The sequence below is a fragment of the Nonomuraea sp. ATR24 genome, from assembly GCF_041950485.1.
GTDB classification, from domain to species: Bacteria; Actinomycetota; Actinomycetes; order Streptosporangiales; family Streptosporangiaceae; genus Nonomuraea; species Nonomuraea ceibae.
Window position 1 is genome coordinate 41,515 of sequence record NZ_JBGNUU010000033.1, and the last position, 21,934, is coordinate 63,448.

Below are 21,934 nucleotides of genomic sequence, written 5' to 3' on the forward strand. Positions count from 1 at the left end.
CTCCGGTCCCGTACCCGCTCGCGGCCCGCCGCTTACGTCCCGGCCCGCCGGGGCAGGGGGCACGGCATGGACCATGTCGACGCATACTGGCGCGCGGCCAACTACCTGTCGGTCGGCCAGATCTACCTGCTGGACAACCCGCTGCTGAGCGAGCCGCTGCGGCCCGAGCACATCAAGCCGCGCCTGCTCGGCCACTGGGGCACGACGCCGGGCCTGAACTTCTGCTTCGCCCACCTGAACCGGGTGATCCGGGAGCGGGACCAGGACATGATCTACATCGCCGGTCCCGGCCACGGCGGCCCGGCGGCGGTGGCGCACGCGTGGCTGGAGGGCTCCTACACCGAGCGCTACCCGGACGTCACGCGGGACGCGGAGGGGATGCGGCGGCTGTTCCGGCAGTTCTCCTTCCCCGGCGGGGTGCCCAGCCACGTGGCGCCGGAGACGCCGGGGTCCATCCACGAGGGCGGCGAGCTCGGCTACGCGCTGGCGCACGCCTACGGGGCCGCGTTCGACAACCCGGACCTGGTGGTGGCGTGCGTCATCGGCGACGGCGAGGCCGAGACGGGCCCTCTCGCCGCGAGCTGGCACTCCAACAAGCTGCTGGACCACGAGCGTGACGGCGTCGTGCTGCCGATCCTCCACCTGAACGGCTACAAGATCGCCAACCCGACGCTGCTGGCCCGCATCCCGGAGGCCGACCTGCGCAAACTCCTGGAGGGGTACGGGTACCGCCCGCACGTCGTGGGCCCGGACCACGGCGAGATGGCGGCCACCCTGGACCAGGCGTTCGAGGAGATCGCCGCCTACCGGGAGGGCGCGGACCGCAGGCTGCCGATGATCGTGCTGCGCACGCCGAAGGGCTGGACGGGCCCGCGCGAGGTCGACGGGCTGCCGGTGGAGGGCACCTGGCGCGCCCACCAGGTGCCGCTGGCGGCGGTGCGCGACAACGCCGAGCACCTGGCGATGCTGGAGGAGTGGATGCGCTCCTACCGGCCGGAGGAGCTGTTCGACACCGGCGGGCGGCCGGTCGCGGGCGTGCTCGGCACGGTCCCGGAGGGCGGGCGCCGGATGAGCGCCAACCCGCACGCCAACGGCGGCGAGCTGCTGTCGCCGCTGCGGCTGCCCGACTTCCGCAGGTTCGCCGTCGAGGTCAAGTCACCGGCGACGCAGGCGAGCGAGCCGACCAAGGTCCTCGGCACGCTGCTGCGCGAGGTCATCAGGGACAATCCGCGCACGTTCCGGCTGATGGGCCCGGACGAGACCGCCTCCAACCGGCTCAGCGCCGTCTTCGACGCCACCGACCGGGCCTGGAACGCCGAGCGGCTGCCCACCGACGAGCACCTGGCGCCCGGCGGCCGGGTGATGGAGGTGCTGAGCGAGCACCTGTGCCAGGGCTGGCTGGAGGGCTACCTGCTGACCGGCAGGCACGGGCTGTTCAACTGCTACGAGGCGTTCATCCACATCGTGGACTCGATGTTCAACCAGCACGCCAAGTGGCTGGAGTCGTCGCAGAAGATCCCCTGGCGGCGGCCGGTGGCGTCGCTGACGTACCTGCTGTCGTCGCACGTGTGGCGGCAGGACCACAACGGCTTCAGCCACCAGGACCCGGGCTTCCTGGACGTGGTGGTCAACAAGAAGGCGTCGGTCGTGCGCGTCTACCTGCCGCCGGACGCCAACACGCTGCTGTCGGTGGCCGACCACTGCCTGCGCTCGCGCGACTACGTGAACGTGATCGTGGCGGGCAAGCAGCCGGTGCTCGACCTGTTCACCATGGACGAGGCGATCGCCCACTGCACGCGCGGCCTGGGCATCCTGCCGTGGGCCTCCAGCGACGCGGGCGCCGAGCCCGACGTGGTGCTCGCCTGCGCCGGCGACGTGCCCACGCTGGAGACGCTGGCGGCGGCCGCGATCCTGCGCGAGGAGCTGCCGGATCTGAAGGTGCGGGTCGTCAACGTGGTGGACCTCATGCGGCTGCAGCCGTCGTCGGAGCACCCGCACGGCATGTCCGACGCCGAGTTCGACACGCTGTTCACCACGGACAGGCCGATCATCTTCGACTTCCACGGCTACCCGACGCTGATCCACCAGCTCACCTACCGCCGCCACGGCCACGCCAACCTGCACGTGCGCGGCTACAAGGAGGAGGGCACCACGACCACGCCGTTCGACATGGCGATGCTCAACGACATCGACCGCTTCCACCTGGTCATGGACGTCGTCGACCGGGTCCCCGGCCTCGGCGCCCGGGCCGCCCACCTGCGCCAGCGGATGGCCGACGCCCGCCTCCAGGCCCGCGCCCACACCCGGCTGCACGGCGAGGACGCCCCCGCGATCAGCTCGTGGACCTGGCCGGACACGTCCATGTCCTGAGTGCCGTGCGGGTTCAGCCGGCGGCGGCCCGGCGCACCGCCGCCACGATGGCCGTGTTGGGCAGGCCCTTGAGCAGGTACGTGGTCACGCCCGCCTGGCGCATCTCGTCCACCGAGGCGGAGTCGCCGTAGGCGGAGAACGCCACGACGCAGGTGGCGGGCGAGCGGCGGCGGATCTCGCGGGCCGCCCACGCGCCGCCGCCGGGCATCCGCACGTCCAGGACCGCCACCGCCGGCCGGTGCAGCTCCGCCAGCTCGGCCGCCTCGCCCGCGTCGGCCGCCACCGCCACCACGGTCAGTCCCGGCTCGGCCTCCAGCACCTCGGCCAGCACCTCCCTGATCAGCGGCTCGTCATCGGCGACCAGCACCGTGACCGGGTCGCTCACGGCTCGCCCCGGGAGACGGCGGGCACCCAGAACTCGACCGTCGCCCCCTCTCCCGGGTTGCCGCGCACGGCGCACCAGCCGCCCGCGATCTCGGCGCGCTCCCGCATCTCGATCAGCCCGAAATGGCCGGGTTCGGGGTCGTTCTCCCCGGCGTGCTCGAAGCCGTGGCCGTCGTCGTTCACCCAGACGTGCACGCCCTGCTCGGCCGAGGCCAGCCGGACCGTCACCGCGCGGGCGCGGGCGTGCTTGCGGACGTTCGTCAGCGCCTCCTGGCAGATGCGGAAGATCGTGATCGACGTCTCCGGCGGCGGCTCGGCCGCCAGGTCGTGGGTCAGCTCGTAGGTGAGCCCGTCGCCCGACACCACCTGGTCCAGGTAGCGGGTCAGCCCCTCGACCAGGCCGGTGCTGTCGATGCCCGGCGGGTGCAGCCGGAAGGTGAGGTTGCGCAGCCGGCCCACGGCGGCGTCGACCGTGTCGTTGAGCCGCGTCACCGCCGCCTGGTGCTCGCCCGTCAGCCGCGTGGCCAGCAGTTGCAGCCGCATGCCGACCGCCACCATGGACTGGATCGTGTCGTCGTGCACGTCCCAGGCGATGCGCCTGCGCTCCATCTCCTGCGCGTGGACCAGGTGCGCCAGCAGCCTGCCGCGCTCGTCCAGCGCCCGCTCGACCGCGCGCCGCTCGGTCAGGTCGCGCGTCACCTTGCCGAACCCGCGCAGCCGCCCCTGGTCGTCGCGCAGCGCGGTGATGATCACGTTCGCCCAGAACCGGGTGCCGTCCCTGCGGACGCGCCAGCCCTCGTCCTCCAGCCGGCCCTCCGCGACGGCCACCTCCAGCTCGCGCGCCGGTTTGCCCGCCGCCACGTCGGCGGGCGGGTAGAGCGCCGAGAAGTGGCGGCCGACGATCTCGCCGGCGGTCCACCCCTTGATGCGCTCGGCGCCGGCGTTCCAGCTCACGATGTGTCCGCGCGGGTCCAGCATGAAGATCGCGTAGTCGACGACGTTCTGGACCAGCAGCTCCAGGTCGCTCTGCTCGGGCATACCGCAGCTTCGCACAGCCGCGCGCTCGTCACACCGCCCGCTCCCCGGCTGTCAGCTCGCACCAGACCACCTTCCCGCCCGTGTGCGGCGTGACGCCCCAGCGGGTGCACAGCTCGCCGATGACGTGCAGGCCCCAGCCGTCGGCCGGTCCGGGCATGCGCGCCTCCGGCAGCCGCTCCGCGTCGTCGCCGACCTCGACGCGCACGTGCCACGAGCCGCCGGTGATGCGCAGCACCGGCTCGCCCGAGCCGTGCCGCAGCGCGTTGGTGACCAGCTCCGACACCACCAGCAGCACGTCGTCGCGGGAGCCGTGGTAGTCCCAGGCGTCCATGGCGTCGCGGGCGATCCGCCGGGCCGCCGTGATGCTGCCCATCTCCTCGGCCAGGCGGTGCTCCAGCCTGAACGGCCCGACCTCCGTGCCCATGCCTTTACTGTCGGGCAGCGTGCCCGTCGATCACGAGACGCATCCGCCCCGGTCCGCCTGGTGCAAACGCATCAGTCGAGCAGGCCCTCGCGGCGGGCGATCGCCACCGCCTCCAGCTTCGAGCGGGCCCCCAGCTTCTCCAGGACGTGCTGCACGTGGTTGCGCACCGTGTTGCGCGCCACCCCGAGCCGCCTGCTCATCTGCTCGGTGCTCACCCCGTCGGCGAGCAGGAGCAGCGTCTCGCGTTCGCGCCCGGTGAGCGTCCCGCCCGGGCCGCGGTCCCGGCCCGCCAGCCGGTCGAGCACCCCGGGCAGCACCGCCGGCCCGAACACCACGCCGCCCGCCGCCACCTCGCGGACCGCCGACTCCAGCTCCCGCAGCGGCGACGTCTTCACCACCAGGCCCGCTCCCCCGGCCTCCACCACCCGCGCGGCCACGTCCGCCGACGCCTCGGCCGTCAGCACCAGCACGCGCGCGCCCGGCGCCGCCTCCCGGATGCGGCCGATCGCCGCGACGCCGTCGCCGTCGGGCAGCCGCCGGTCCAGCACCACCACGTCGGGGCGCCACCTCCCGGCGCCGGCCACCGCCGCCGCCACGGTCGCGGCCGTGGCCACCAGGTCGATGCCCGCCGCCTCGCCCAGCGCAGCGCCCAGCGCCTCGGCCACCATGTCGTGGTCCTCCACCAGCATCAGCCGGATCGGGCCGGTCGCCGGGGGGCGCGGTAACTGCGTCATGCGGGCTCCGTTCGCTGAGGGCCGGTCACCGGGCCCGTCCATTGTCCGCGATCCCGCCGGAGGCCCGCGAGACCCCTGCCTGCGTCCGGGGGCGACCGAACCGGGCTCGGTCTGTGGCCGTGAGGGGAGCCTGTTGTCCCCTGAAGAGGTCTTCTGTATGGACAAACCCGGCGGCGAGCATTGGTAGGGTATTCGGGATATTTCCGGACTTGATGGGTGGGATAGACCGGTGGAGGTCGAGCAGACGGCACTGCCCGGGATCGGGCTGCGCCATGATTTCACCACCCAGTCCGGCAAACGCGTCGGTGTCGTCTCGCACCGCACCGGCCGCCGCGACCTGGTGATCTACGACCGCGAGGACCCCGACCGCGCCTGCGAGGTCGTCAAGCTGAACGACGAGGAGGCCGACGCCCTGGTCGAGCTCCTCGGCGCCCCCCGCATCGTGCAGCGGCTCAACCAGGCGCATCAGGAGGTCGAGGGGCTGGTCAGCCTCCAGCTCGTGATCCCGCCGGGCTCCCCGTACGCCGACCGCCCGATGGGCGACGCCCGCGTCCGGACCCGCACCAACGCCTCCATCGTGGCGGTGGTGCGCAACGGGAACGTGGTCGCCAGCCCGGGCCCCGGTTTCGTGTTCGCGGCCGGCGACATCGTCGTCGTGGTGGGCACCGCCGACAGCACGTCCGAAGTCGCCGACATCCTGGCCGAAGGTTAAGGGCCGCGGGTGCACCACACCGCCATCCTGTTTCTCGAATTCGGTGCCGTACTTCTTGGTCTGGGTGTGCTGGGCGCGCTGGCGTTGCGCGCCGGCATCTCGCCCATCCCCCTCTATCTGATCGCCGGCCTGGCCTTCGGGACGGGCGGCGTGCTGCCGCTGGCCACCAGCGAGGAGTTCATCTCCGTCGGCGCGGAGCTGGGCGTCGTCCTGCTGCTGCTGACGCTGGGGCTCGAGTACAACGCCGACGAGCTCGTCACGAGCCTGAAGAGCAACGCCCGCGCGGGCATCGTCGACCTGGTGCTCAACGCCGCGCCCGGGGCGATCTGCGCCCTGCTGCTCGGCTGGGGCCCGGTCGCGGCCGTGGCGATGGCGGGCGTCACGTACGCCACCTCGTCCGGGATCACCGCGAAGGTCCTGTCCGACCTGGGGTGGATCGGTAACCGCGAGACGCCCACGGTGCTGTCGCTGCTGGTGTTCGAAGACCTCACGATGGCGATCTACCTGCCGGTGCTGACGGCTATGCTCGCCGGGCTCAGCCTGGTCAGCGGCGCCGTGACGGTGGCGATCGCGCTGGGCACCGTGAGCGTGGTGCTGCTGGTCGCGCTCAGGTTCGGCAAGTGGATCGAGGCGTTCGTCTCCAGCCCGAACTCCGAGGTGCTGCTGCTGAAGGTCGTCGGCCTGGCGCTGCTGGTGGCCGGGCTGGCGCAGCAGCTCCAGGTGTCGGCGGCGGTCGGCGCGTTCCTCGTCGGGATCGCGCTGTCGGGCCAGCTCGCGCACGACGCGCAGGCGCTGCTCGCGCCGCTGCGCGACCTGTTCGCGGCGGTCTTCTTCGTCTTCTTCGGCCTGCAGACCGACCCGGCGAAGATCCTCCCAGTGGCCGGGCTGGCCGCCGCCCTCGCGCTGGTCAGCATGATCACCAAGCTGCTGACCGGCATGTACGCGGCCCGCCGGGCGGGGATCTCGAAGGCCGGTCAGGCGCGGGCCGGCATCGCGCTGGTGCCGCGCGGCGAGTTCAACATCGTCATCGCCGGTCTGGCGGTGGCGGCCGGGGCGCATCCCGACCTCGGGCCCCTGGCGGCGGCGTACGTGCTGATCCTGGCGGCGTTCGGCCCGCTGGCGGCCAAGCTGGTGCAGCCGCTGTTCGAGGCCATCGCCAAGCGCGCCTGACCCCGGGCGCGTTTTCTGTCGGTGGGCGATGGCAGGCTGGTCGTCCGAGGTGAGGGCAGGGCGCGGAAGGGGTGACGGGCTGGATGGCCGACCGCAAGCACGGGGTCCCGGCGCCGCCGACGGAGTCGGCGATCAGGTCCGCCGACTGGGACGGCCGTGAGCTGATCCGCGAGACCTATCACCGGGTGCTGTTCGTCGACGTCGACATGACCGAGCTGGTCGACCGGGGCTCGGCGTTCGAGGAGTGCACGTTCAGCAACGTGCGCTTCAACGTCTCCGAGCACGAGGACGCCAGCTTCCTCAACTGCACGTTCTCGCGTTCCTCCTTCTTCGACGCGACGTTCCGCGGCTGCAAGCTGACCGGCAGCATGTTCGACGGCTGCACGTTCGGCCTGTTCAAGGTCGAGGGCGGCGACTGGTCGTTCGCCGGCCTGCCGGGCGCCGACCTGCGCGGCAGCTCCTTCCACGGCGTCCGGCTGCGCGAGGCCGACCTGACCGGGGCCCGGCTGGAGGGCTCGGAGGTCAGGCGGTGCGACCTGTCGGGCGCGTGGCTGCACAGCGCCGACCTCACCGGCTGCGACCTGCGCGGCAGCGACCTGGGCAGCCTCGACCCGCACGTCACGGCGGTCGATCGGGCGATCATCGACCCCTTCCAGGCCACGGTCGTCGCGAGCGCCCTGGGCTTCACGGTGACCGGCTGAGCCTCGCCCCTCATTCGTGGGGTTGACCGGGTGGTTCACGCGGCGGACAGTCGCGTTGTCAGGCCGGCCACGCACGACGGTGAGAGCCGCGCGACGCGTTCTCCTTCGCCGGCCGGTCCGTCTCACCGGCCCGTCCCACCCGCGCGTGCTGCCGTCCAGCCCTCGCTCGCCCGCCGTCCAGCACCCTGAGGAGAAGCATGCAACCGCCCGCCCCCGCAGAACGCCGCCCCACGCGCCGGGTCCGCCGCGCCTTATCGGCGATCGTCGGACTCGTCGCGCTGGTCTTCCTCGTCACCCCGCCCGTCAGCGCCGTCGCGCTGCCCACCCCGCTGCAACTGGTGTCGAACCTCGACCTGGAGTGCTTCAAGACCAGCCCCTACCAGCCGCCCGCCGTCGGGCTGACGCTGCGCCACCTCAACCCGGTGCTCAGCGGCCTGCGCAGCGAGCAGGTCACGCTCGGCCAGCGCGACCAGCTGTGCGTCCCCGTCGCCAAGAACGGCGTGATCCCGCCGGACGGGGTGCTCGACTTCATCCGGTTCGTGGACCTGTCGTGCTACCGGGTCACCGGGCCGGCGGCGAACAAGCCGCTCGTGCTCAGCCAGCTCAACCCCGTCCTGCGTGACGTGCCGCGCAAGCAGATCACGCTGAACCGGCCGGAGCAGCTGTGCGTCCCGGTCGCCAAGAACGGCGTGCTGCCCCCGGCTGAGGTGCTGCGGGTCGTCAGTCACGTCGACCTGCTCTGCTACGGCGCCACCCCGAACGTGCCGATGAACAGGGCGCTGACGCTCCAGCAGCTCAACCCGGTGCTCGTCGGCAAGATCCCGACGGCGGACGTGCGGGTGAGCTACTCGCGCCAGCTCTGCGTGCCCGTGTACAAGGGCGGCGACGACATCCCGGCCGACGTGCTGGAGATCGTCCGGTGGATCGACCTGGAGAAGTACGACATCACGGCGCGCGCGATCACGCCCGTCGACCTGGCGCTGCGGCATCTCAACCCGGTGCTCGCCCGCCTGCCCGAGGAGCGGGCGACGCTCACCGCGGCGGTCCAGCTCGGCGTCCCGGTCGCCAAGGACGGCCGGATCCCGCCCGGCTGACCGGCGGTTCCGACAGCGGGCCTCGCCGCCGGTGGCGGCGGGGCCCGCCCTGCCGTGCTCAGCCGGTGAGCGCGCGGGGACGCCGGTCCGCGAGCGCGTCGAGCGCCGCGGCCGTGGCGGCGTCGCCCGGCAGGTGGACGACCAGGCGCTGGTCCGCGTCGGGGATCTCCAGGGTCTCCGGCGTCAGCCGCAGCTCGCCGGCCTCGGGATGGACGACCCGGTACGCGCCGGGCTCCGCCGCCGTGAGCGCCGGGCGGCCGGTGAACGCCGCCCCGGCGGTGACGGCGAGCTCGTCCACCAGGGCACGGGCCTGGACGTCGGCGAGCGCGGCGGCGCGGTGCAGCTCGACGGCCTGCGCGGCGGCGAGGCGTTCCCAGTCCGGGTAGGCGGCCCTGGCCCGCGGATCGGTGAACAGGTGACGGGCCAGGTTGGGCGCCTCGCCGTCGAGCACGCCGAGCGGCCCGGCGAGCCTGGCGTAACCGGTGGTGTGCGCGAGCACGTCGTACACCCGGTTGACCAGCACGGCCGGGGCGGGCTCCAGCCGGTCGAGCACGGCCCGGACGGTGGCGCGCACGGCCCGCGCGGGCGGCTGGTCCATGCCCGGGCACAGGGCGCTCTCACCGGTGTTGACCTTGACGAGATGGTGCAGGTGGAGCCGCTCGCCCGGAGGCAGGCGCAGCGCGTCGGCGAGCGCGCCCAGCACCTGCGGCGACGGCTTGCGGTCGCGGCCCTGTTCGAGCCGGGTGAGGTACTCGACGCTGACGCCCGCCAGCGTGGCCAGCTCGGCGCGGCGCAGGCCGGGGGTGCGCCGCCGGGGGCCCGCGGGCAGCCCCACGTCGGCGGGGCGGACGGCTTCACGGAGGGCGCGCAGGTAGGAGCCGAGCTCGTTGTCACTCACGGGGACGAAGTGTACGGATCGGACGGGCTCAGGGTGGCCCCCGCAGGGCCGGTATCGGGCCGGTCTCCCTCCGGCGCGACCGGCACGGCATCGTGGGCGGGGACCGCTCATGACGAAAGGGTACGAACAACATGCGTTATCGCCTGCTCGGCCGGACCGGGCTGAGGGTCTCCGAGCTGTTCCTGGGGGCCATGACGTTCCGCGAGGCGTCCCCCGAGGTGCGCGAGATGGTCGACCTGTACGCGGAGGCCGGGGGCAACGTCATCGACACCGCCTCGGCGTACGGGGAGAGCGAGGAGGTCGTCGGCGAGCTGCTGGCCGGGCGGCGCGACCGGTTCGTGCTCGCCACCAAGTACACGCTCAGCCGCGACCCCTCCGACCTGAACGCCTCCGGCAACCACCGCAAGAACCTCGTCCTGTCACTCGAACGCAGCCTGCGCCGGTTGCGCACCGACTACGTCGACGTGTTCTGGGTGCACATGTGGGATCGGCACACGCCGATCGAGGAGACCATGCGCGCCCTCGACGACGCGGTCCGCGCCGGGAAAGTCCTGTACGTGGGCATGTCGGACGCTCCCGCGTGGGTGGTCAGCCGGGCCGACACGCTGGCCGAATGGCGCGGCTGGACCCGCTTCGCCGGACTGCAGGTCCCGTACAACCTTCTGTGGCGCGACATCGAACGCGAGCTGCTGCCGATGGCCGATGAGCTCGGGATGAGCGTCGCCGCCTGGGGGCCGCTGGCGGGCGGCGTCCTGTCGGGCAAGTTCACCGGCGGCGCGCCGGTCGCGCCCGGCACCCGCGTCACGCCCGGCTCCCTCGGCGAGCGCGAGCACGCGGCGGCGCGCGCGGTGCTGGAGGTCGCGGCCGAGCTGGGCGCCACGGCCTCGCAGGTCGCCATCGCCTGGACGATGGCCCGCTCGCGCGCCGTCCACCCCATCATCGGCGCCAGCGGCCCCGGCCAGCTCCGCGACAACCTCGGCGCCGCCGCCGTCACCCTGCCCGACGACGCCCTGCGCCGCCTGGAGTCCGCGGTCCCCTTCTCCCTGGGCTTCCCGCTCGACTTCATCGGCGACGCCGCCTCCGCCGCCCTCGGCCCCGAATACCGCCTCCTCGACGGCCGCTGAGACGCGACCCGGGGATCCGGCCCCCCTGGAGGCGGGCGAGGTCAGCGCGGGACGGGCGGTCCGGCGCGGGGGCGGGGGTGCGCACGTCCGCTGGGATCAGGGGGGAGCCAGGGTGTGGGCGATCCCGGTGAGGGCGGGGAGGGCGGCGAGGACGCGGGTGGCGCGGTCGCGGCGGGCGTGCGGGGTGTCGGCGCCGAGGTCGGCGAGGAGGGCGTGGAAGTCGTCCAGCAGGGCCGCCGGGGGCCGCCGGCCCGCTGAGGCGAGTTTGGCGAGGCAGCGGGCGTACGTGGCGACGAGCCAGAAGGCGGCTTCGCGGTGGAGGCCGCGGTCGAGGAGGTCGCGGCTGCCGTCGACGGCGACGGGCCGGCCCGGGCGGCTGATGTCGGAGGAGAAGCGGTAGGCGGGCGCGTGGACCGGGGCGGCGTGGTCGAAGGCGCGTTCGACGGCGGCCAGGTGGCGGCGGGCCCTGGCGGGGGTGAGGGCGGCGCTGCCCAGCAGGTCGAGCAGGTGTTCGTGGCATTCGGGCAGCCCGCGCGCGGCGAGCAGTTCGCCGGCGGCCTCGTAGCGGCGGCGGATGGTCGGGTTGCGCAGCCCGGCGACGAGGAGGACGTGCGCGGTGACGCCGGTGCCGAAGAGCCAGGCGGTGACGTGCGCCTCCTCCGTCATACCCGGGCGGCCGGGGGTGACGACGTCGGCCAGGAAGGCGCGTACCCGGTCCAGCGCGTGGCCGGTCCGGGCGAGGACCCAGCGGCGTTCGGCGAAGCGGCGGGAGACCTCGCGCTGGAGCGCGGTGAGCCGCCCGGCGGGGTCGGCGAGCACGCCGGGCCGGTGGAAGGCGCCCGCGAGGTGGTAGTCGGCGAGGACCGTCTCCGCGTCGGCGACGGCGTCGGCGGGCAGGTAGGAGACCTCCAGCAGCACCCCCTGGTGCCGGAACTTGCCGCCCCCGGCGAGGGGGACGGCGTCGGGGACGGGGTCGAGGGCGACCATCACGTCCACGTCGGAGCCGGTGGGGAGGTCGTCGCCGGGCTCGGCCCACAGGGCGGACCCGGTGAGGAACGCCCCGGCGAACCCGGGCAGCCGCGCCCCCTCGTCGCGCGCCCACTCCCCCGCGACGCGCCGGGCCTCAGCGATCAGCATCCCGCCGAGCCTAGCGCGGCCAGGTTCGCCGCGCCCGTCCTCGGGCAGCCGTAGGGGATGCGCGCTGTGAGCCCGGACCTGGAGCGGCTGGTCCGCCGGGAGCTGATCGACGCCGGGTTCACGATCGAGCGGGCGGCGGCCCCGGCGGACGGCGGGCTGAGCGTGTGGCGGGAGCCGGGCCGCGGGGTGGTGGTCCGGTGGGACGTGCCCGCCCGCGGCGACGGCGCGCGGGGGGCGACGATCCGGGTGGCGGTCCGGCTGGCGTTACGGACGGTCCTGGCGGAGGCGGGGTTCGAGGTGTCGGAGGACGGCGACGGCGCGGAGCTGGTGGTGCTGTCGTCACCGTAGCGGGCGGCCGACCTCGTGCAGGTGGCGCAGCGCCTGCCCCCAGGAGGCGAACAGCCCGGCCTCGGTGTACGGGACGTCCAGGGAGCGGCAGTAGTCGCGCACGATGGGCCGGGCGCGGCGCAGGTTGGGCGCGGGCATGCTGGGGAACAGGTGGTGCTCGATCTGGTAGTTGAGCCCGCCGAGCGCCACGTTGACGAGATGGCCGCCGCGGACGTTGCGTGAGGTGAGCACCTGCTTGCGCAGGAAGTCGAGCTCGTCGTCGGCGGTCAGGACCGGCATGCCCTTGTGGTTGGGGGCGAACGTGCAGCCGAGGTAGACGCCGAAGCACGCCTGGTGGACGAGGAGGAAGACGAGCGCCTTGCCCACGGGCAGGACGGCGAAGACGGCGGCCAGGTAGGCGACGTCGTGGGCGATGAGCAGGGCGGCCTCGGTGCCGCGGTTCTTGAGCGTGGGGCGGCGCAGCGATCGCAGGCTGGAGACGTGCAGGTTGAGTCCTTCGAGCGTCAGCAGCGGGAAGAACAGGAACGCCTGCCACCGGCCGACGAAGCGGGCCACGCCGCTGCTGTTCTCGGCCTGCTTGACGGACCAGACGAGCACGTCGGGCGAGACGTCGGGGTCGTGGTCCTCGTGGTTGGGGTTGGCGTGGTGGCGGGTGTGCTTGTCGGTCCACCAGCCGTAGCCGAGGCCGATGCCGAGGTTGCCGGCGATGAGGCCGGCGACGCGGCTGCGGCGGCGGGAGCGGAACACCTGGCCGTGCGCCAGGTCGTGGGCGAGCAGCGCGACCTGGGCGAACATCACGGCGAGGAAGACGGCGACGAGGATCTGCCACCAGGAGTCCCCGACGAGGGCGAAGGCGGTCCAGCCGCCGGCGAACAGGGCGGCCACCAGGGTCATGCGGACGGCGTAGTAGACGGGCCTGCGCTCCAGGAGCCCTGCCTGGGCGATGCGGCGGGACAGGCCGGCGAAGTCGCTGCCCTGCCGGGCCGGGCGTGCCGGGGCTTGGTCGATCGTCATATCGCTCAAGCATCGCGGTCGCGCCCGGCCGGCGGACTGCCGCTGCCACCCGTCTTCGCGGTAGGGCTGGCCCTACCGCGGCGGGGTTCAGAGGCGGGTGACGAACTGCTCGTCCATCGGCGGCGTGTCGCCGAACACGTGCAGGTCCTGGCGGAACGTCCGCAGGTAGGCGTCCCTGTCGTGGTAGGTCCCGGCCAGGGCGTCGCCGTAGTCGATGAGCTCGCCGTGCGCGCGCCTGCGCGGCTCGTACGCGTCCTCCAGCGCCTTCTCCAGCCGGGCGGGGTCGCCTCCGGCGCCGATGACGGCCTCGGCGAGGATCTCGGCGTCGTGCAGCGTGTAGCTCATGCCCATGCCGGTCATCGGGTGGCAGGCGAACGCGGCGGAGCCGAGGAGCGCGGCGTTGCCCCGGTGGTAGGCGGGCACCCGCATGGCGGAGATGGGGATCGTCTGCCAGGCGGCGTTGCCGAGCACGTCGAAGGCGTCGGCGTTGTCGGTGACGAACGAGCGGAGGCCGTCGAGCAGTTCGGGCGTGCTGGGCTCGGCCTCGCCGGGCAGGCCGACGAACACCCTGGCCTGGTCCTGGTCGACCGGGTACAGGTAGCTGAACCAGCCTCTGGAGTCGAAGTAGAGCCGGTTGAGCTGGGCGATGCTGGCCGTCAGCGGCACGGTGGCCACGCGCAGCAGGTGCGGGTAGGCGGTGGTCTTCCTCTCGACGCCGAGCGCCTGGCGCACGGCCGAGCGGGTGCCGTCGGCGCCGATGACGACGCCGGCGCGCAGCTCGCGGCCGTCGGCGAGGACCAGGTGGCCGATGTTGTCGCCGTCGGTGGCCAGGTGGTCGATGCGGGCGTCGAACAGGAACTCGACGCCTTCCATCGCGCAGGAGGAGTAGATGACCTCGACGAGCTCGCGGTAGGGGCGGATGAGGAACCCGTCGGGGTAGCGGCACTCCTGGATCGGCTGCCCGTCGTGGTAGTAGCGGACGACGTCGCGCTTGAGCGCCTGCCGTTCGACGAGGCCGATGAGGCCGTGGCGGGCGAGCACCTGCATGCCGGGGCGCTTGACGAAGTCGGCGCCGGCGGTGGGGACGGACGGCCCCTGCTCCACGACGACGACGTGCTTGCCGCCGCGGCCCAGCAGCAGTGCCAGGAAGCAGCCGCCGAGCCCGGCGCCGACGATCGCGACGTCGCAGGATGTCATTGCCATGACGAGAGCCCTTCTGATGATCGGACGAGACGCGTGCCCCCATGGGCGCGGGTGGACGAGCCGGGGGTGGCCCTCATGGCATGGGCCTGGGCTCGCCGCGGAGCGGGTACGGGATGGGGGGCTCGGCCGGTCGCGGCTGCCGGGCGCTCTCCGGGTTGGGCGGGCAGCAGCGCGTCGGCCTCGGCGGCGACCGCGGCGAGCGTGCTGCGGAGCTCCAGGAGCATGCGGCGCGGCACCAGTACCATGACCTCGCCGGTGGCGTGCGGCATGCGGAGCATCTTGATCAGGGCCAGGCTGCCGATGAGCACCGAGACGGCCACGCACAGCGCGAGCGCGCTGGCGAGTCCGCCCATGGGCCCGGCCATGAACGGGTGGTCGATGACGACCGAGACGGTGGCGACGCCCACGGCCCCGCCGACCATGCGGGACATGACGGCGGCGCCGACCGCGGAGGCGTACTGGTGCGGGTGGGCGGCCAGGGTGGTGGCCATGGAGGTGCCGGGCGCGAGGGCGCCGACGCCGACGCCGACGGCGACGCTGGCGGCCAGGCCCCACAGGGTCGGCCCGGTCTGGGCGAGCGCCACGACGCAGGCGCCTCCGGAGACCGCGGCGCCGAGGTAGATGAGCCCGTACGGCCCGATCTTGCGGACGATCTTGCCGCCGAGCCAGGCGGTGATCACCATGGCGATCGAGGTCGGGGTCAGCCAGAGGGCGACCTCCATCATGGAGAAGCCCACGTGCATCAGGTAGAGCGGCTGGAGGGTGAGCAGCCCGTACGACAGGACGCCGAATCCCCACGTGGCCAGCCAGCCCCAGGCGAACCCGGGACGGCGCCAGAGCGTCAGGTCGATGGCGGGCACCCGGTGGCGGCGGGCCTGCGCGAGCGCGGCGGCGAGCAGCACGAGGGCGCCGCAGGCGAGCCAGGCCGCGTCGGCTCCCCAGGCGGTGACCTTGGAGATGGCGAGCACGAGCGCGGCGATGGCGGCGGCCAGCAGCACGGCGCCGATCATGTCGGGCCTGCTCCTGGCCTGGGCGCGGGCGCTGCCCTCGGGCAGCCAGGCGCTGGCGACGAGGAGCAGCAGGCCGACGACGACGACGGGCGCGAACAGGGCGCGCCAGCCGAAGGCGCCCGCGAGCCAGCCGGCGCCGGCCTGCATCAGCAGGCAGCCGAGGCCGGAGGCGGAGCTCCACAGCGCGATGGCGCCGCGCCGCTGGTGCTCGGGCAGTTCGCCGAGCAGGACGGCGAGGCTGGCGGGGATCATCGCGGCGGCGCCCGCGCCCTGCACGGCCCGGGCGGCCAGCACGAGCGGCCAGGTGGGCATGGTGAGGGTGGCGATGCCGCCGATGACGAACACGAGCAGCCCGATGACGAGCACGCGCCGCCTGCCGAACAGGTCGGCCCAGCGACCGGCGGTCGCCAGCAGCGCCGCGATCGGGACGAAGGCCGCGCTGGTCAGCCAGACCAGGTCGTTCAGCGGCATGCCGTTGCCGGCGTCGGTGTGGCGCATCAGGCCGACGGCGATCGTGGTGGCCGTGATGTCGGCCATGACCGCCAGCATGACGCCCGCTCCTACGAGCCGGAGCAGGGTTCCGCGCCGGACGGCGGGGCCTCCTGCCTGGATGGCCGCTGGTGACGAGGGCACGTGGTCACCTCCATGAGAGCCTATGGTTGACCGCCGCCGGCGCGGGGTTCCGGCCCTGGCGCGCCGGCCGGCGGACGGGGGTCGGTCAAGCGCTGTAACGTCCGGGCGACACCAGCCCGTACGGGTCCATCGCGGTCTTGAGCCTGCGCAGCATGCCGAGGGTGTCGGGCGTGCTCTGCGCGTAGAGGTCGGCGGCGGAGTTGTCGATGTCGGAGCGGTAGATGGCGCATCCGTGGCCGCGCAGCAGGCCGCCCGCGTCCTGGCGGAGCCGGTGGGCGCGGCTGACGGCGTCGGCGTCGTCGCGGTCGAAGAAGATCTGGATGACGCCGTTGGCGAGGTTCCTGCTGATCAGGTTCCACTCCAGCATGGCGGCGGTGCCGTTGCACTCGACGGCGGCGCGCAGCACCTGGAGGATGTTGTCGGTGGAGCGCGACTCCATCGGGAGCTGCGGCAGCAGGGCGAGGAAGCCCATCTTGCCGGTGTCGATCTGGTCGCAGGACGTCACGCCGAGCGCCTTGTGCACGCCGCGGCAGGTGGGGATGCCCTGCGCCATGAGCGCCCGCGGGTAGAGCGGGTCGTCGGGCATGACGGCGGTGGCGTCCAGGACGCGCAGGCCCTCGGCGCCCTCGACCTCCAGCAGCGCCTTGCGCAGCAGTTCCTCGGCGAGCTGGACGGTCTCGCCGCTGCCGAGCAGCGGTCCGACGATGGTGAACAGCTCGGGGTCGACGCCGTCGGGGACGGTCCAGCCGCCCCGGCTGGGCACGAGCGCGATGTCGCGGACGCGCAGCAGTCCTTCGGCGGGGTTGCCGCGGCGCAGGAACGTTCCCAGCGCGCCCACGGCCCGGCCGACCTGGTCGCGGGGGATGCGCCCGTGCACGAGGCCGAAGCTGGCCGGCCTGGGCACCAGCGCGATCGCCATGGCGGTGACGATGCCGAGGTTGCTCTGCACGAACGCGCCGGTCAGGTCGGGGCCGGCGACGCGGCCGCGGTAGCGGCCCCAGGTGTCGAGCCCGCCGGTGTGGACGAGGCTGCCGTCGGGCATGACGGCCTCGATGCCGGCGACGTCCTGGATGCGGGAGCGCACGGAGCCGTCGCCGCGTTCGAGGGCGTTGCCGAGCACGGAGGTGTCGGCGCACGAGGCGGTGACGTTGAGCAGCCACGGCGTGTCGCGCAGCTCGGCGGCGAGCTGGGCCTGGGTGACGCCGGGCTCGACGACGGCGAAGCCGTTGTCGAGGTCGAGGCTGCGGATGCGGTCGAGGCCGCTGAGGTCGACGACCACGTTGTCGTCGGTGGAGGGGACGCCCGATCCCATCCCCCAGTTGCGGCCGGTGCTGATCGGGTAGATCCGGTGTCCGTCGGCGGCGGCGCGGCGGACCACGGCGCGCACCTCGGTGACGCTCTGCGGGCGTGCGACACCCGCGATGACGCGTGGACGGTGAGCTCCGACGTCCCGTGCTGCCGACGCCAGTCGCGTTTGACCCTGCATGACACTCCTCTTTGCTGAGATGTCGTCCCGTGTGGTCCCGCCGGTGCGCTCCCGGCGGAATCCCCCCGCTGGTCCCGCGATCAGGCGGTGCGCTTGAGCAAGTCGTCGATGGATCCGATGGCCCGGTGGGAGATCTCCCGGATCTGCTGGAGTCGCTCGGCCACCTGGGTGTCGGGCTCTTCCGGGGGGAGTTCCGGCGGGGCTTCCAGCACGGCGAAGCGCGGCCGGCGCGGCGGGTCGGCGCTGTAGGGGTGGCGGTAGTTGTCGGTGTGGAGGGACATGACGTTGGGCTCCTACCGTGGGGGTGCGGTCAGCCGTGCCTCTGTAAACTTCCACTAATTCTGTGAGTCATGATCCTGCCAATAGCCCCCCTCCTGTCAACTGGCACTTAACGAAGGCGGCTGGTTTACCGTTCGGCAGGCTGGGCAAGCGCCTCGCCCGCCGCAGGGCGCCCCGAACGCCGCTCCAGCCGCGCCCGTGCGCCGTTTCGGCAGGACTCGTCAGGTAAATGCGGCTCATCGCGCCTTTCGTGATCTACAGTCCGGATATGGCGCTAAGGCAAGATGAACGTCCCCTGAGGCCGGGAAAAGGCGACCCCGCGGTTACAGCGGGGGACCCCGATACGCGGGCTCCGTCGCGGTCGTCGCGGCGGCCTGCCTCCTGCCGCTGCTGCCCGCGACCCGGAGCGCGGCGGGGGTCGCGTACTGCCGGGTGCCCGACACACGGCTGACCGAACCGGGCTGGATCCACCCGGCCCCGCGCCCTCCGGCGGCCGAGCCCGACGCGCGGCAGCGGCTGGACTTCGCCGGCTTCCCGAACGCCACGGCGATCGACACCGCCGGGGCCGACGGGTCGCCCTCGCAGCGGGTGCTCGTCACGTACTCCCGGAACGCCGACGCCGTGATGGAGTCGTACAAGAGCGCCGAGGCCGCGTCCACGGACGGCGGCCTGACGTTCGGCGCGCCCGCCGACACGCCGCTGCGCGAGGCGCCGATCCAGCTCCACGACGGCGGCCTGTTCGCCACCGCGTACTACCTGACCAGGCAGGACGAGCACACCAACCGGCTCGGCGTGTTCACCTCCCCGGGGCTCGGGCAGCCGTGGACGCGCACCGAGGCCACGTTCACCAGCCCCGGCGAGCTGATCGGCGGCGGGGTGGCGCACGGGCTGCCGATCCAGCTCGCCGACGGCACGATCCTGGTGAGCGTCTACACCCGCTACACCGACACCGGCAAGCACCAGGCCGAGGTGTACGCCAGCGCGGACGGCGGCAGGACGTTCACCCGGCGCGGCGTCATCGCAAGGCCGTCCGGCGTCCACGTGTACAACGAGGCGGCGATCGAGCAGACGGCCGACGGCAGCCTGCTGGCGGTGCTGCGCCGCGAGGGCGGCCAGTACGCCACGCTGGCCACCAGCCGCTCGGCCGACGGCGGCGTCACCTGGTCGCCGGTGCGCGAGCTGACCTTCGACGGCAAGGACTGCGTGGTGCGCGGGGTGGCGCCGCGGCTGCTGCTGATGCCGGGCGGGACCCTGGTGCTGAGCGCGGGCCGCCCGGACGTGTGGCTGGCGCTCTCCCCCGACGGGCTCGGCGAGACGTGGAAGGACCCCCGGGTCACCTACCACAACCGCGACGGCGTCTACGACGCGCACGGCACGTCCGGCTACACCGGCATCGCGGCGGTCGGGCCGCACCGGCTGCTGCAGGTGTTCGACAACTGCAAGCTCCCGGGGCTGCTGCCCGGCGGCGGCCTCAACGAGACCGCCTGCCCGGACAGCGGCCTGTTCGAGCACGGGAGCTGGTACGGGATCCGGCACCGGACGATCGACCTGCCGGAGCCGGCCCCGGGCAGGCTGGACCTGGCGGCGCTGCACCGGTCGGGCGCGCTCACCGTGGAGTCGACGATGACCTGGTCGAGCCCGTCACGCCCGCGCACGCGCGCGGAAGGGGCCTTCGACGGGAGCACCGCCTACTGGTCGGGCGCGGTGGCCGCCGGCGGGCCCGGCACGCTCACGCTCGGCTTCGGCAAGCGGCAGCGGTTCACCCGGCTCGGGCTCAGCCTGCGGCCGGGGCATCCGGCGAGCGCCCGCGTGTACGTCTCGGACGACGGGGTCGCCTGGGGCGAGCCGGTGGCGACGGTCACGGACCGCACCGATTACGCGCTGCGCCATGTGACGTTCGACCCGCCGGTCAAGGGCAGGCACGTCAGAATCGTCGCCGAGGAGAGCGCGGGATGCGATCCCGAGATCGGCGCGACCTGCGCGATGCTCAACGAGGTCGAGCTTTATGCCAAGCCTCGTCAAAAGCTTCTGACAGGCAACATGACTGAGCTTGACAATACAATATTCGATTGAATCTATAACTTTATTGGGAAATGGCGGGAAACGCGGTGCGCTCCCGCCACATCCGGGCCGGCGGCCGCCCGCTCAGCGGTCGCCGCGCCTGTCGCGGTCGCGGCGGACGCCCTCGTCCAGGGGCCTGCCGTCCTGGTCCTGCTCCACGTCGAGGTGCTCCTTGCGGACCTTGCCGCGCACCTTCTCCTCGCGGCTGACCCGTTCCTTGTGCACGTGCACCCGCTCGACCGGCGTGGTCTCGGTCCCGACGACGGGCCGCTCCTCGTACAGGGTGATGACCTCCTCGTCCTCGCCGATCCTGGCGTCCGTGGCGCTGCCGTCCTTGATGGGCTCACGCTCGATCACGACCTCGTCGTGCGCGAGCGGCACGGTCTCCTCGACGTCCTCGCTCTCGACGTACTTGCGCAGCCGCACGTGGCCGGCCTCGCGGCGCTCCTTGCCGACGTGCATGTGCTCCTCGGAGCGGGTCATGTCGATGTCGCCCTCGCGATCGCGCTCGCGCCCGCGCATCGCCTGGCCGGCGCCCGCCGCTGTGCCCGCTGCCGTGCCCCTGCCCGTGGTCGTCCCGGTGCCCGTCTCGGGCTTGCGCTGGGTCGGGATGTTCGACGGCTGCAGGCCGTAGTAGCGGTAGAGCGCGGCCTCCTCCTCCAGGGTCAGGCGGTCGTCCACGTCGACGTTGGGCGCGCCCTTGATGGTCTCCTTGTCGTACGGGGCGCGGATCTCCCCGCCCGAGCGGCGCGAGCCGGCCAGCGGCACGAAGGTCTGCCGCATGCCGAACATGCCGGTGCGCACCGTCACCCACTCCGGCTCGCCGGTGCGGTCGCTGAGGAAGACCTGGCCCACCTTGCCGATGTGCTGGCCGTCCGAGCCGATGACATGGCAGTCGAGCAGACTGCGGATCTCTGTTTGCATAGCCACGACGATTCCCCCGAATTGTTCGTCCCGCGGCCTATGTCATGGCCGACAGGTGGCTCAAATCGGACAAATACCCCGCATTTCTATAAGCGCACGCCTGACGGGCAGGTTTTGCCGGATCCCGGGATTCAGTTCCCCGCCCCGGCCTCCTTGATCATGTCCAGATGGTGCTGCAGCTTGGGCAGCGCGTCCTCGGCCATCGCCTTCACCTCGGGCGAGGAGCCCTTCTTCAGCTCCACCTGCGTCTCGGCGACGGCCTTGCGGTGCTCGGCCCGCATCGCCGCGAGGAACTCCTCGTCGAAGTCCGCCTTGGCGGCCGACTCCAGCGCCTGGATGACCTTCTTCTGCGTGCTCGTCGCGCTCGACGGCAGCTTGACGCCCAGCTTCCCGGCGGCGGCCGTGAGCTGCTCGTCCAGCGCGGTGTGGTCCTTGACCAGCAGCTCGCCCACCTCCTTGACCTTGGACCCGGTCGCCTTGTCCGCCGCGAGCTCACCGGCCTGGATCTCGGCCAGGTTGCCCTGGTGGATCTTCTTCATCCAGATCCGGTCCTGGTCGGACAGCGCCCCCGGGGAGGCCGTGCCCGTCGCCGTGGGCGAGGGGGCGGGCGACTGCAGCCCCGCCGAGGTCCTGGCGTCGGCGCAGCCGGACACGGCGGCAGCGGCGGCCCCCGCCGCCACCAGCAGGGCAAGAGATCGAATACGCATGAACGGTCCCCCGAATCACTTTCAGCGAGATGTCAACCACGAACAGTAATAAAGTGTTCGCGTTCTCCGCCGCGCCATGCCGCGCCGGGCGGCGCGCACCGAACGGTAAAGATTTCGGCCGCGGATGGTTGGGTCCGGTGGAAGGGGGAAGGGCAGGCAACTCATGTACGTCGAAAACGAGGAGGAGCCCTGGTGCTCACCCTGACAGCCAACGCAGCGCAGGCCATCCGCGACCTGACGGCGACGGCGCCTCAGCCGGCCCAGAGCGGCATCCGCATCTCGTCCCAGGGCGACAGCGCGAACTCGCTGACCCTGTCGCTGGCGACGGCTCCGGAGCCGGCCGACGAGGTGGTGGAGGCCGAGGGGGCCCGCGTCTACCTCGACCCGGTGGCCGCCACGGTGCTGGAGGACAAGTCACTCGACGCGGGCGCCGACGACCAGGGGGCGGTGTCGTTCCTGGTCACCGACCGCCCAGCCTGACCA

The 21,934-nt window shown here is 73.0% G+C and carries 22 protein-coding genes; 9 read left to right on the plus strand and 13 right to left on the minus strand.

Going from position 1 to position 21,934, the window contains the following annotated elements:
* Positions 1-66: 66 nt before the first annotated feature.
* Complete coding sequence (locus ACBI99_RS43210) at positions 67-2,370, plus strand: phosphoketolase (protein ID WP_375075108.1); 2,304 nt, start codon at positions 67-69, stop codon at positions 2,368-2,370.
* A gap of 13 nt (positions 2,371-2,383) precedes the next feature.
* Here the strand turns inward: ACBI99_RS43210 and ACBI99_RS43215 are convergent, their stop codons facing one another.
* The 4 genes from ACBI99_RS43215 to ACBI99_RS43230 all read right to left on the minus strand — a co-directional run bounded on the left by ACBI99_RS43215 (position 2,384) and on the right by ACBI99_RS43230 (position 4,950).
* A complete protein-coding gene (locus tag ACBI99_RS43215) occupies positions 2,384-2,755 on the minus strand; it encodes a response regulator transcription factor (protein ID WP_375075109.1) in 372 nt (123 codons plus the stop codon).
* Positions 2,752-3,792 (minus strand): PAS domain S-box protein, encoded by a 1,041-nt coding sequence (locus ACBI99_RS43220; protein ID WP_375075110.1) that lies wholly within the window; start codon positions 3,790-3,792, stop codon positions 2,752-2,754. The genes ACBI99_RS43215 and ACBI99_RS43220 overlap by 4 nt, the downstream gene beginning before the upstream one ends.
* A 28-nt stretch (positions 3,793-3,820) precedes the next feature.
* A complete protein-coding gene (locus ACBI99_RS43225) occupies positions 3,821-4,216 on the minus strand; it encodes an ATP-binding protein (RefSeq protein ID WP_375075111.1) in 396 nt (131 codons plus the stop codon).
* Between the two features lie 71 nt (positions 4,217-4,287).
* Entirely contained in the window at positions 4,288-4,950 is a 663-nt protein-coding gene (locus tag ACBI99_RS43230; RefSeq protein ID WP_375075112.1) for a response regulator, read from the minus strand.
* Positions 4,951-5,179: 229 nt separating this feature from the next.
* Here ACBI99_RS43230 and ACBI99_RS43235 point away from each other — a divergent pair, with 229 nt between their 5' ends.
* The 4 genes from ACBI99_RS43235 (at position 5,180) to ACBI99_RS43250 (ending at position 8,627) form a co-directional block, all read left to right on the plus strand.
* The gene (locus ACBI99_RS43235; protein ID WP_219513852.1) at positions 5,180-5,662 is read left to right on the plus strand and encodes a cation:proton antiporter regulatory subunit; all 483 of its coding nucleotides are present in this window, start codon (positions 5,180-5,182) and stop codon (positions 5,660-5,662) included.
* Positions 5,663-5,671: 9 nt separating this feature from the next.
* Complete coding sequence (locus ACBI99_RS43240) at positions 5,672-6,832, plus strand: cation:proton antiporter (RefSeq protein ID WP_219513861.1); 1,161 nt, start codon at positions 5,672-5,674, stop codon at positions 6,830-6,832.
* Positions 6,833-6,915: 83 nt separating this feature from the next.
* Positions 6,916-7,533, plus strand: a complete 618-nt coding sequence (locus ACBI99_RS43245; RefSeq protein WP_375075113.1) for a pentapeptide repeat-containing protein — start codon at positions 6,916-6,918, stop codon at positions 7,531-7,533.
* 197 nt (positions 7,534-7,730) lie between these two features.
* Positions 7,731-8,627: a hypothetical protein gene (locus tag ACBI99_RS43250; protein WP_246646465.1), complete on the plus strand. Its 897-nt coding sequence runs from the start codon at positions 7,731-7,733 to the stop codon at positions 8,625-8,627.
* Positions 8,628-8,685: 58 nt separating this feature from the next.
* Here ACBI99_RS43250 and ACBI99_RS43255 read toward each other — a convergent pair whose 3' ends face one another.
* Positions 8,686-9,525 (minus strand): helix-turn-helix domain-containing protein, encoded by an 840-nt coding sequence (locus ACBI99_RS43255; protein WP_219513873.1) that lies wholly within the window; start codon positions 9,523-9,525, stop codon positions 8,686-8,688.
* Positions 9,526-9,656: 131 nt separating this feature from the next.
* Between ACBI99_RS43255 and ACBI99_RS43260 the strand changes: the two genes are divergently transcribed.
* Positions 9,657-10,649 (plus strand): aldo/keto reductase, encoded by a 993-nt coding sequence (locus tag ACBI99_RS43260; protein WP_375075114.1) that lies wholly within the window; start codon positions 9,657-9,659, stop codon positions 10,647-10,649.
* A gap of 96 nt (positions 10,650-10,745) precedes the next feature.
* On the opposite strand, the gene ACBI99_RS43265 is transcribed toward ACBI99_RS43260, so the two are convergent.
* On the minus strand, positions 10,746-11,786 hold the full coding sequence (locus tag ACBI99_RS43265) for a hypothetical protein (RefSeq protein ID WP_375075115.1): 1,041 nt from the start codon (positions 11,784-11,786) through the stop codon (positions 10,746-10,748).
* A 57-nt stretch (positions 11,787-11,843) separates the two neighbouring features.
* Between ACBI99_RS43265 and ACBI99_RS43270 the strand changes: the two genes are divergently transcribed.
* Positions 11,844-12,134 (plus strand): hypothetical protein, encoded by a 291-nt coding sequence (locus tag ACBI99_RS43270; protein WP_375075116.1) that lies wholly within the window; start codon positions 11,844-11,846, stop codon positions 12,132-12,134.
* Here the strand turns inward: ACBI99_RS43270 and ACBI99_RS43275 are convergent.
* The 5 genes from ACBI99_RS43275 to ACBI99_RS43295 form a co-directional block, all read right to left on the minus strand.
* Positions 12,126-13,148: an acyl-CoA desaturase gene (locus tag ACBI99_RS43275; protein ID WP_219513887.1), complete on the minus strand. Its 1,023-nt coding sequence runs from the start codon at positions 13,146-13,148 to the stop codon at positions 12,126-12,128. The genes ACBI99_RS43270 and ACBI99_RS43275 overlap by 9 nt on opposite strands.
* A gap of 87 nt (positions 13,149-13,235) precedes the next feature.
* Positions 13,236-14,351, minus strand: coding sequence for an FAD-dependent monooxygenase (locus ACBI99_RS43280; RefSeq protein WP_357588440.1), 1,116 nt, complete (start codon positions 14,349-14,351; stop codon positions 13,236-13,238).
* A complete protein-coding gene (locus ACBI99_RS43285) occupies positions 14,342-15,994 on the minus strand; it encodes an MFS transporter (RefSeq protein WP_357588442.1) in 1,653 nt (550 codons plus the stop codon). Before ACBI99_RS43285 ends, ACBI99_RS43280 begins: the two co-directional genes overlap by 10 nt.
* 85 nt (positions 15,995-16,079) lie before the next feature.
* Complete coding sequence (locus ACBI99_RS43290) at positions 16,080-17,480, minus strand: FAD-binding oxidoreductase (RefSeq protein WP_357588444.1); 1,401 nt, start codon at positions 17,478-17,480, stop codon at positions 16,080-16,082.
* Between the two features lie 80 nt (positions 17,481-17,560).
* The gene (locus ACBI99_RS43295) at positions 17,561-17,761 is read right to left on the minus strand and encodes a hypothetical protein (protein WP_219513901.1); all 201 of its coding nucleotides are present in this window, start codon (positions 17,759-17,761) and stop codon (positions 17,561-17,563) included.
* Between the two features lie 430 nt (positions 17,762-18,191).
* Here ACBI99_RS43295 and ACBI99_RS43300 point away from each other — a divergent pair, with 430 nt between their 5' ends.
* Entirely contained in the window at positions 18,192-19,832 is a 1,641-nt protein-coding gene (locus ACBI99_RS43300; RefSeq protein WP_375075117.1) for an exo-alpha-sialidase, read from the plus strand.
* A gap of 72 nt (positions 19,833-19,904) precedes the next feature.
* Here the strand turns inward: ACBI99_RS43300 and ACBI99_RS43305 are convergent, their stop codons facing one another.
* Both ACBI99_RS43305 and ACBI99_RS43310 read right to left on the minus strand, forming a co-directional pair.
* Complete coding sequence (locus ACBI99_RS43305) at positions 19,905-20,744, minus strand: PRC and DUF2382 domain-containing protein (RefSeq protein ID WP_375075118.1); 840 nt, start codon at positions 20,742-20,744, stop codon at positions 19,905-19,907.
* A 131-nt stretch (positions 20,745-20,875) separates the two neighbouring features.
* On the minus strand, positions 20,876-21,451 hold the full coding sequence (locus ACBI99_RS43310) for a DUF4142 domain-containing protein (protein ID WP_375075119.1): 576 nt from the start codon (positions 21,449-21,451) through the stop codon (positions 20,876-20,878).
* Between the two features lie 192 nt (positions 21,452-21,643).
* Between ACBI99_RS43310 and ACBI99_RS43315 the strand changes: the two genes are divergently transcribed.
* The gene (locus ACBI99_RS43315; protein ID WP_219513915.1) at positions 21,644-21,931 is read left to right on the plus strand and encodes a Fe-S cluster assembly protein HesB; all 288 of its coding nucleotides are present in this window, start codon (positions 21,644-21,646) and stop codon (positions 21,929-21,931) included.
* Positions 21,932-21,934: the final 3 nt, after the last annotated feature.

Coding starts and splice junctions, on each gene's coding strand:
- ACBI99_RS43210 (WP_375075108.1), top strand. CDS start 67: ATGGACCATGTCGACGCATACTGGCGCGCGGCCAACTACCTGTCGGTC.
- ACBI99_RS43220 (WP_375075110.1), bottom strand. CDS start 3,792: ATGCCCGAGCAGAGCGACCTGGAGCTGCTGGTCCAGAACGTCGTCGAC.
- ACBI99_RS43225 (WP_375075111.1), bottom strand. CDS start 4,216: ATGGGCACGGAGGTCGGGCCGTTCAGGCTGGAGCACCGCCTGGCCGAG.
- ACBI99_RS43230 (WP_375075112.1), bottom strand. CDS start 4,950: ATGACGCAGTTACCGCGCCCCCCGGCGACCGGCCCGATCCGGCTGATG.
- ACBI99_RS43245 (WP_375075113.1), top strand. CDS start 6,916: ATGGCCGACCGCAAGCACGGGGTCCCGGCGCCGCCGACGGAGTCGGCG.
- ACBI99_RS43250 (WP_246646465.1), top strand. CDS start 7,731: ATGCAACCGCCCGCCCCCGCAGAACGCCGCCCCACGCGCCGGGTCCGC.
- ACBI99_RS43260 (WP_375075114.1), top strand. CDS start 9,657: ATGCGTTATCGCCTGCTCGGCCGGACCGGGCTGAGGGTCTCCGAGCTG.
- ACBI99_RS43265 (WP_375075115.1), bottom strand. CDS start 11,786: ATGCTGATCGCTGAGGCCCGGCGCGTCGCGGGGGAGTGGGCGCGCGAC.
- ACBI99_RS43270 (WP_375075116.1), top strand. CDS start 11,844: ATGCGCGCTGTGAGCCCGGACCTGGAGCGGCTGGTCCGCCGGGAGCTG.
- ACBI99_RS43275 (WP_219513887.1), bottom strand. CDS start 13,148: ATGACGATCGACCAAGCCCCGGCACGCCCGGCCCGGCAGGGCAGCGAC.
- ACBI99_RS43280 (WP_357588440.1), bottom strand. CDS start 14,351: ATGGCAATGACATCCTGCGACGTCGCGATCGTCGGCGCCGGGCTCGGC.
- ACBI99_RS43290 (WP_357588444.1), bottom strand. CDS start 17,480: ATGCAGGGTCAAACGCGACTGGCGTCGGCAGCACGGGACGTCGGAGCT.
- ACBI99_RS43295 (WP_219513901.1), bottom strand. CDS start 17,761: ATGTCCCTCCACACCGACAACTACCGCCACCCCTACAGCGCCGACCCG.
- ACBI99_RS43305 (WP_375075118.1), bottom strand. CDS start 20,744: ATGCAAACAGAGATCCGCAGTCTGCTCGACTGCCATGTCATCGGCTCG.
- ACBI99_RS43310 (WP_375075119.1), bottom strand. CDS start 21,451: ATGCGTATTCGATCTCTTGCCCTGCTGGTGGCGGCGGGGGCCGCCGCT.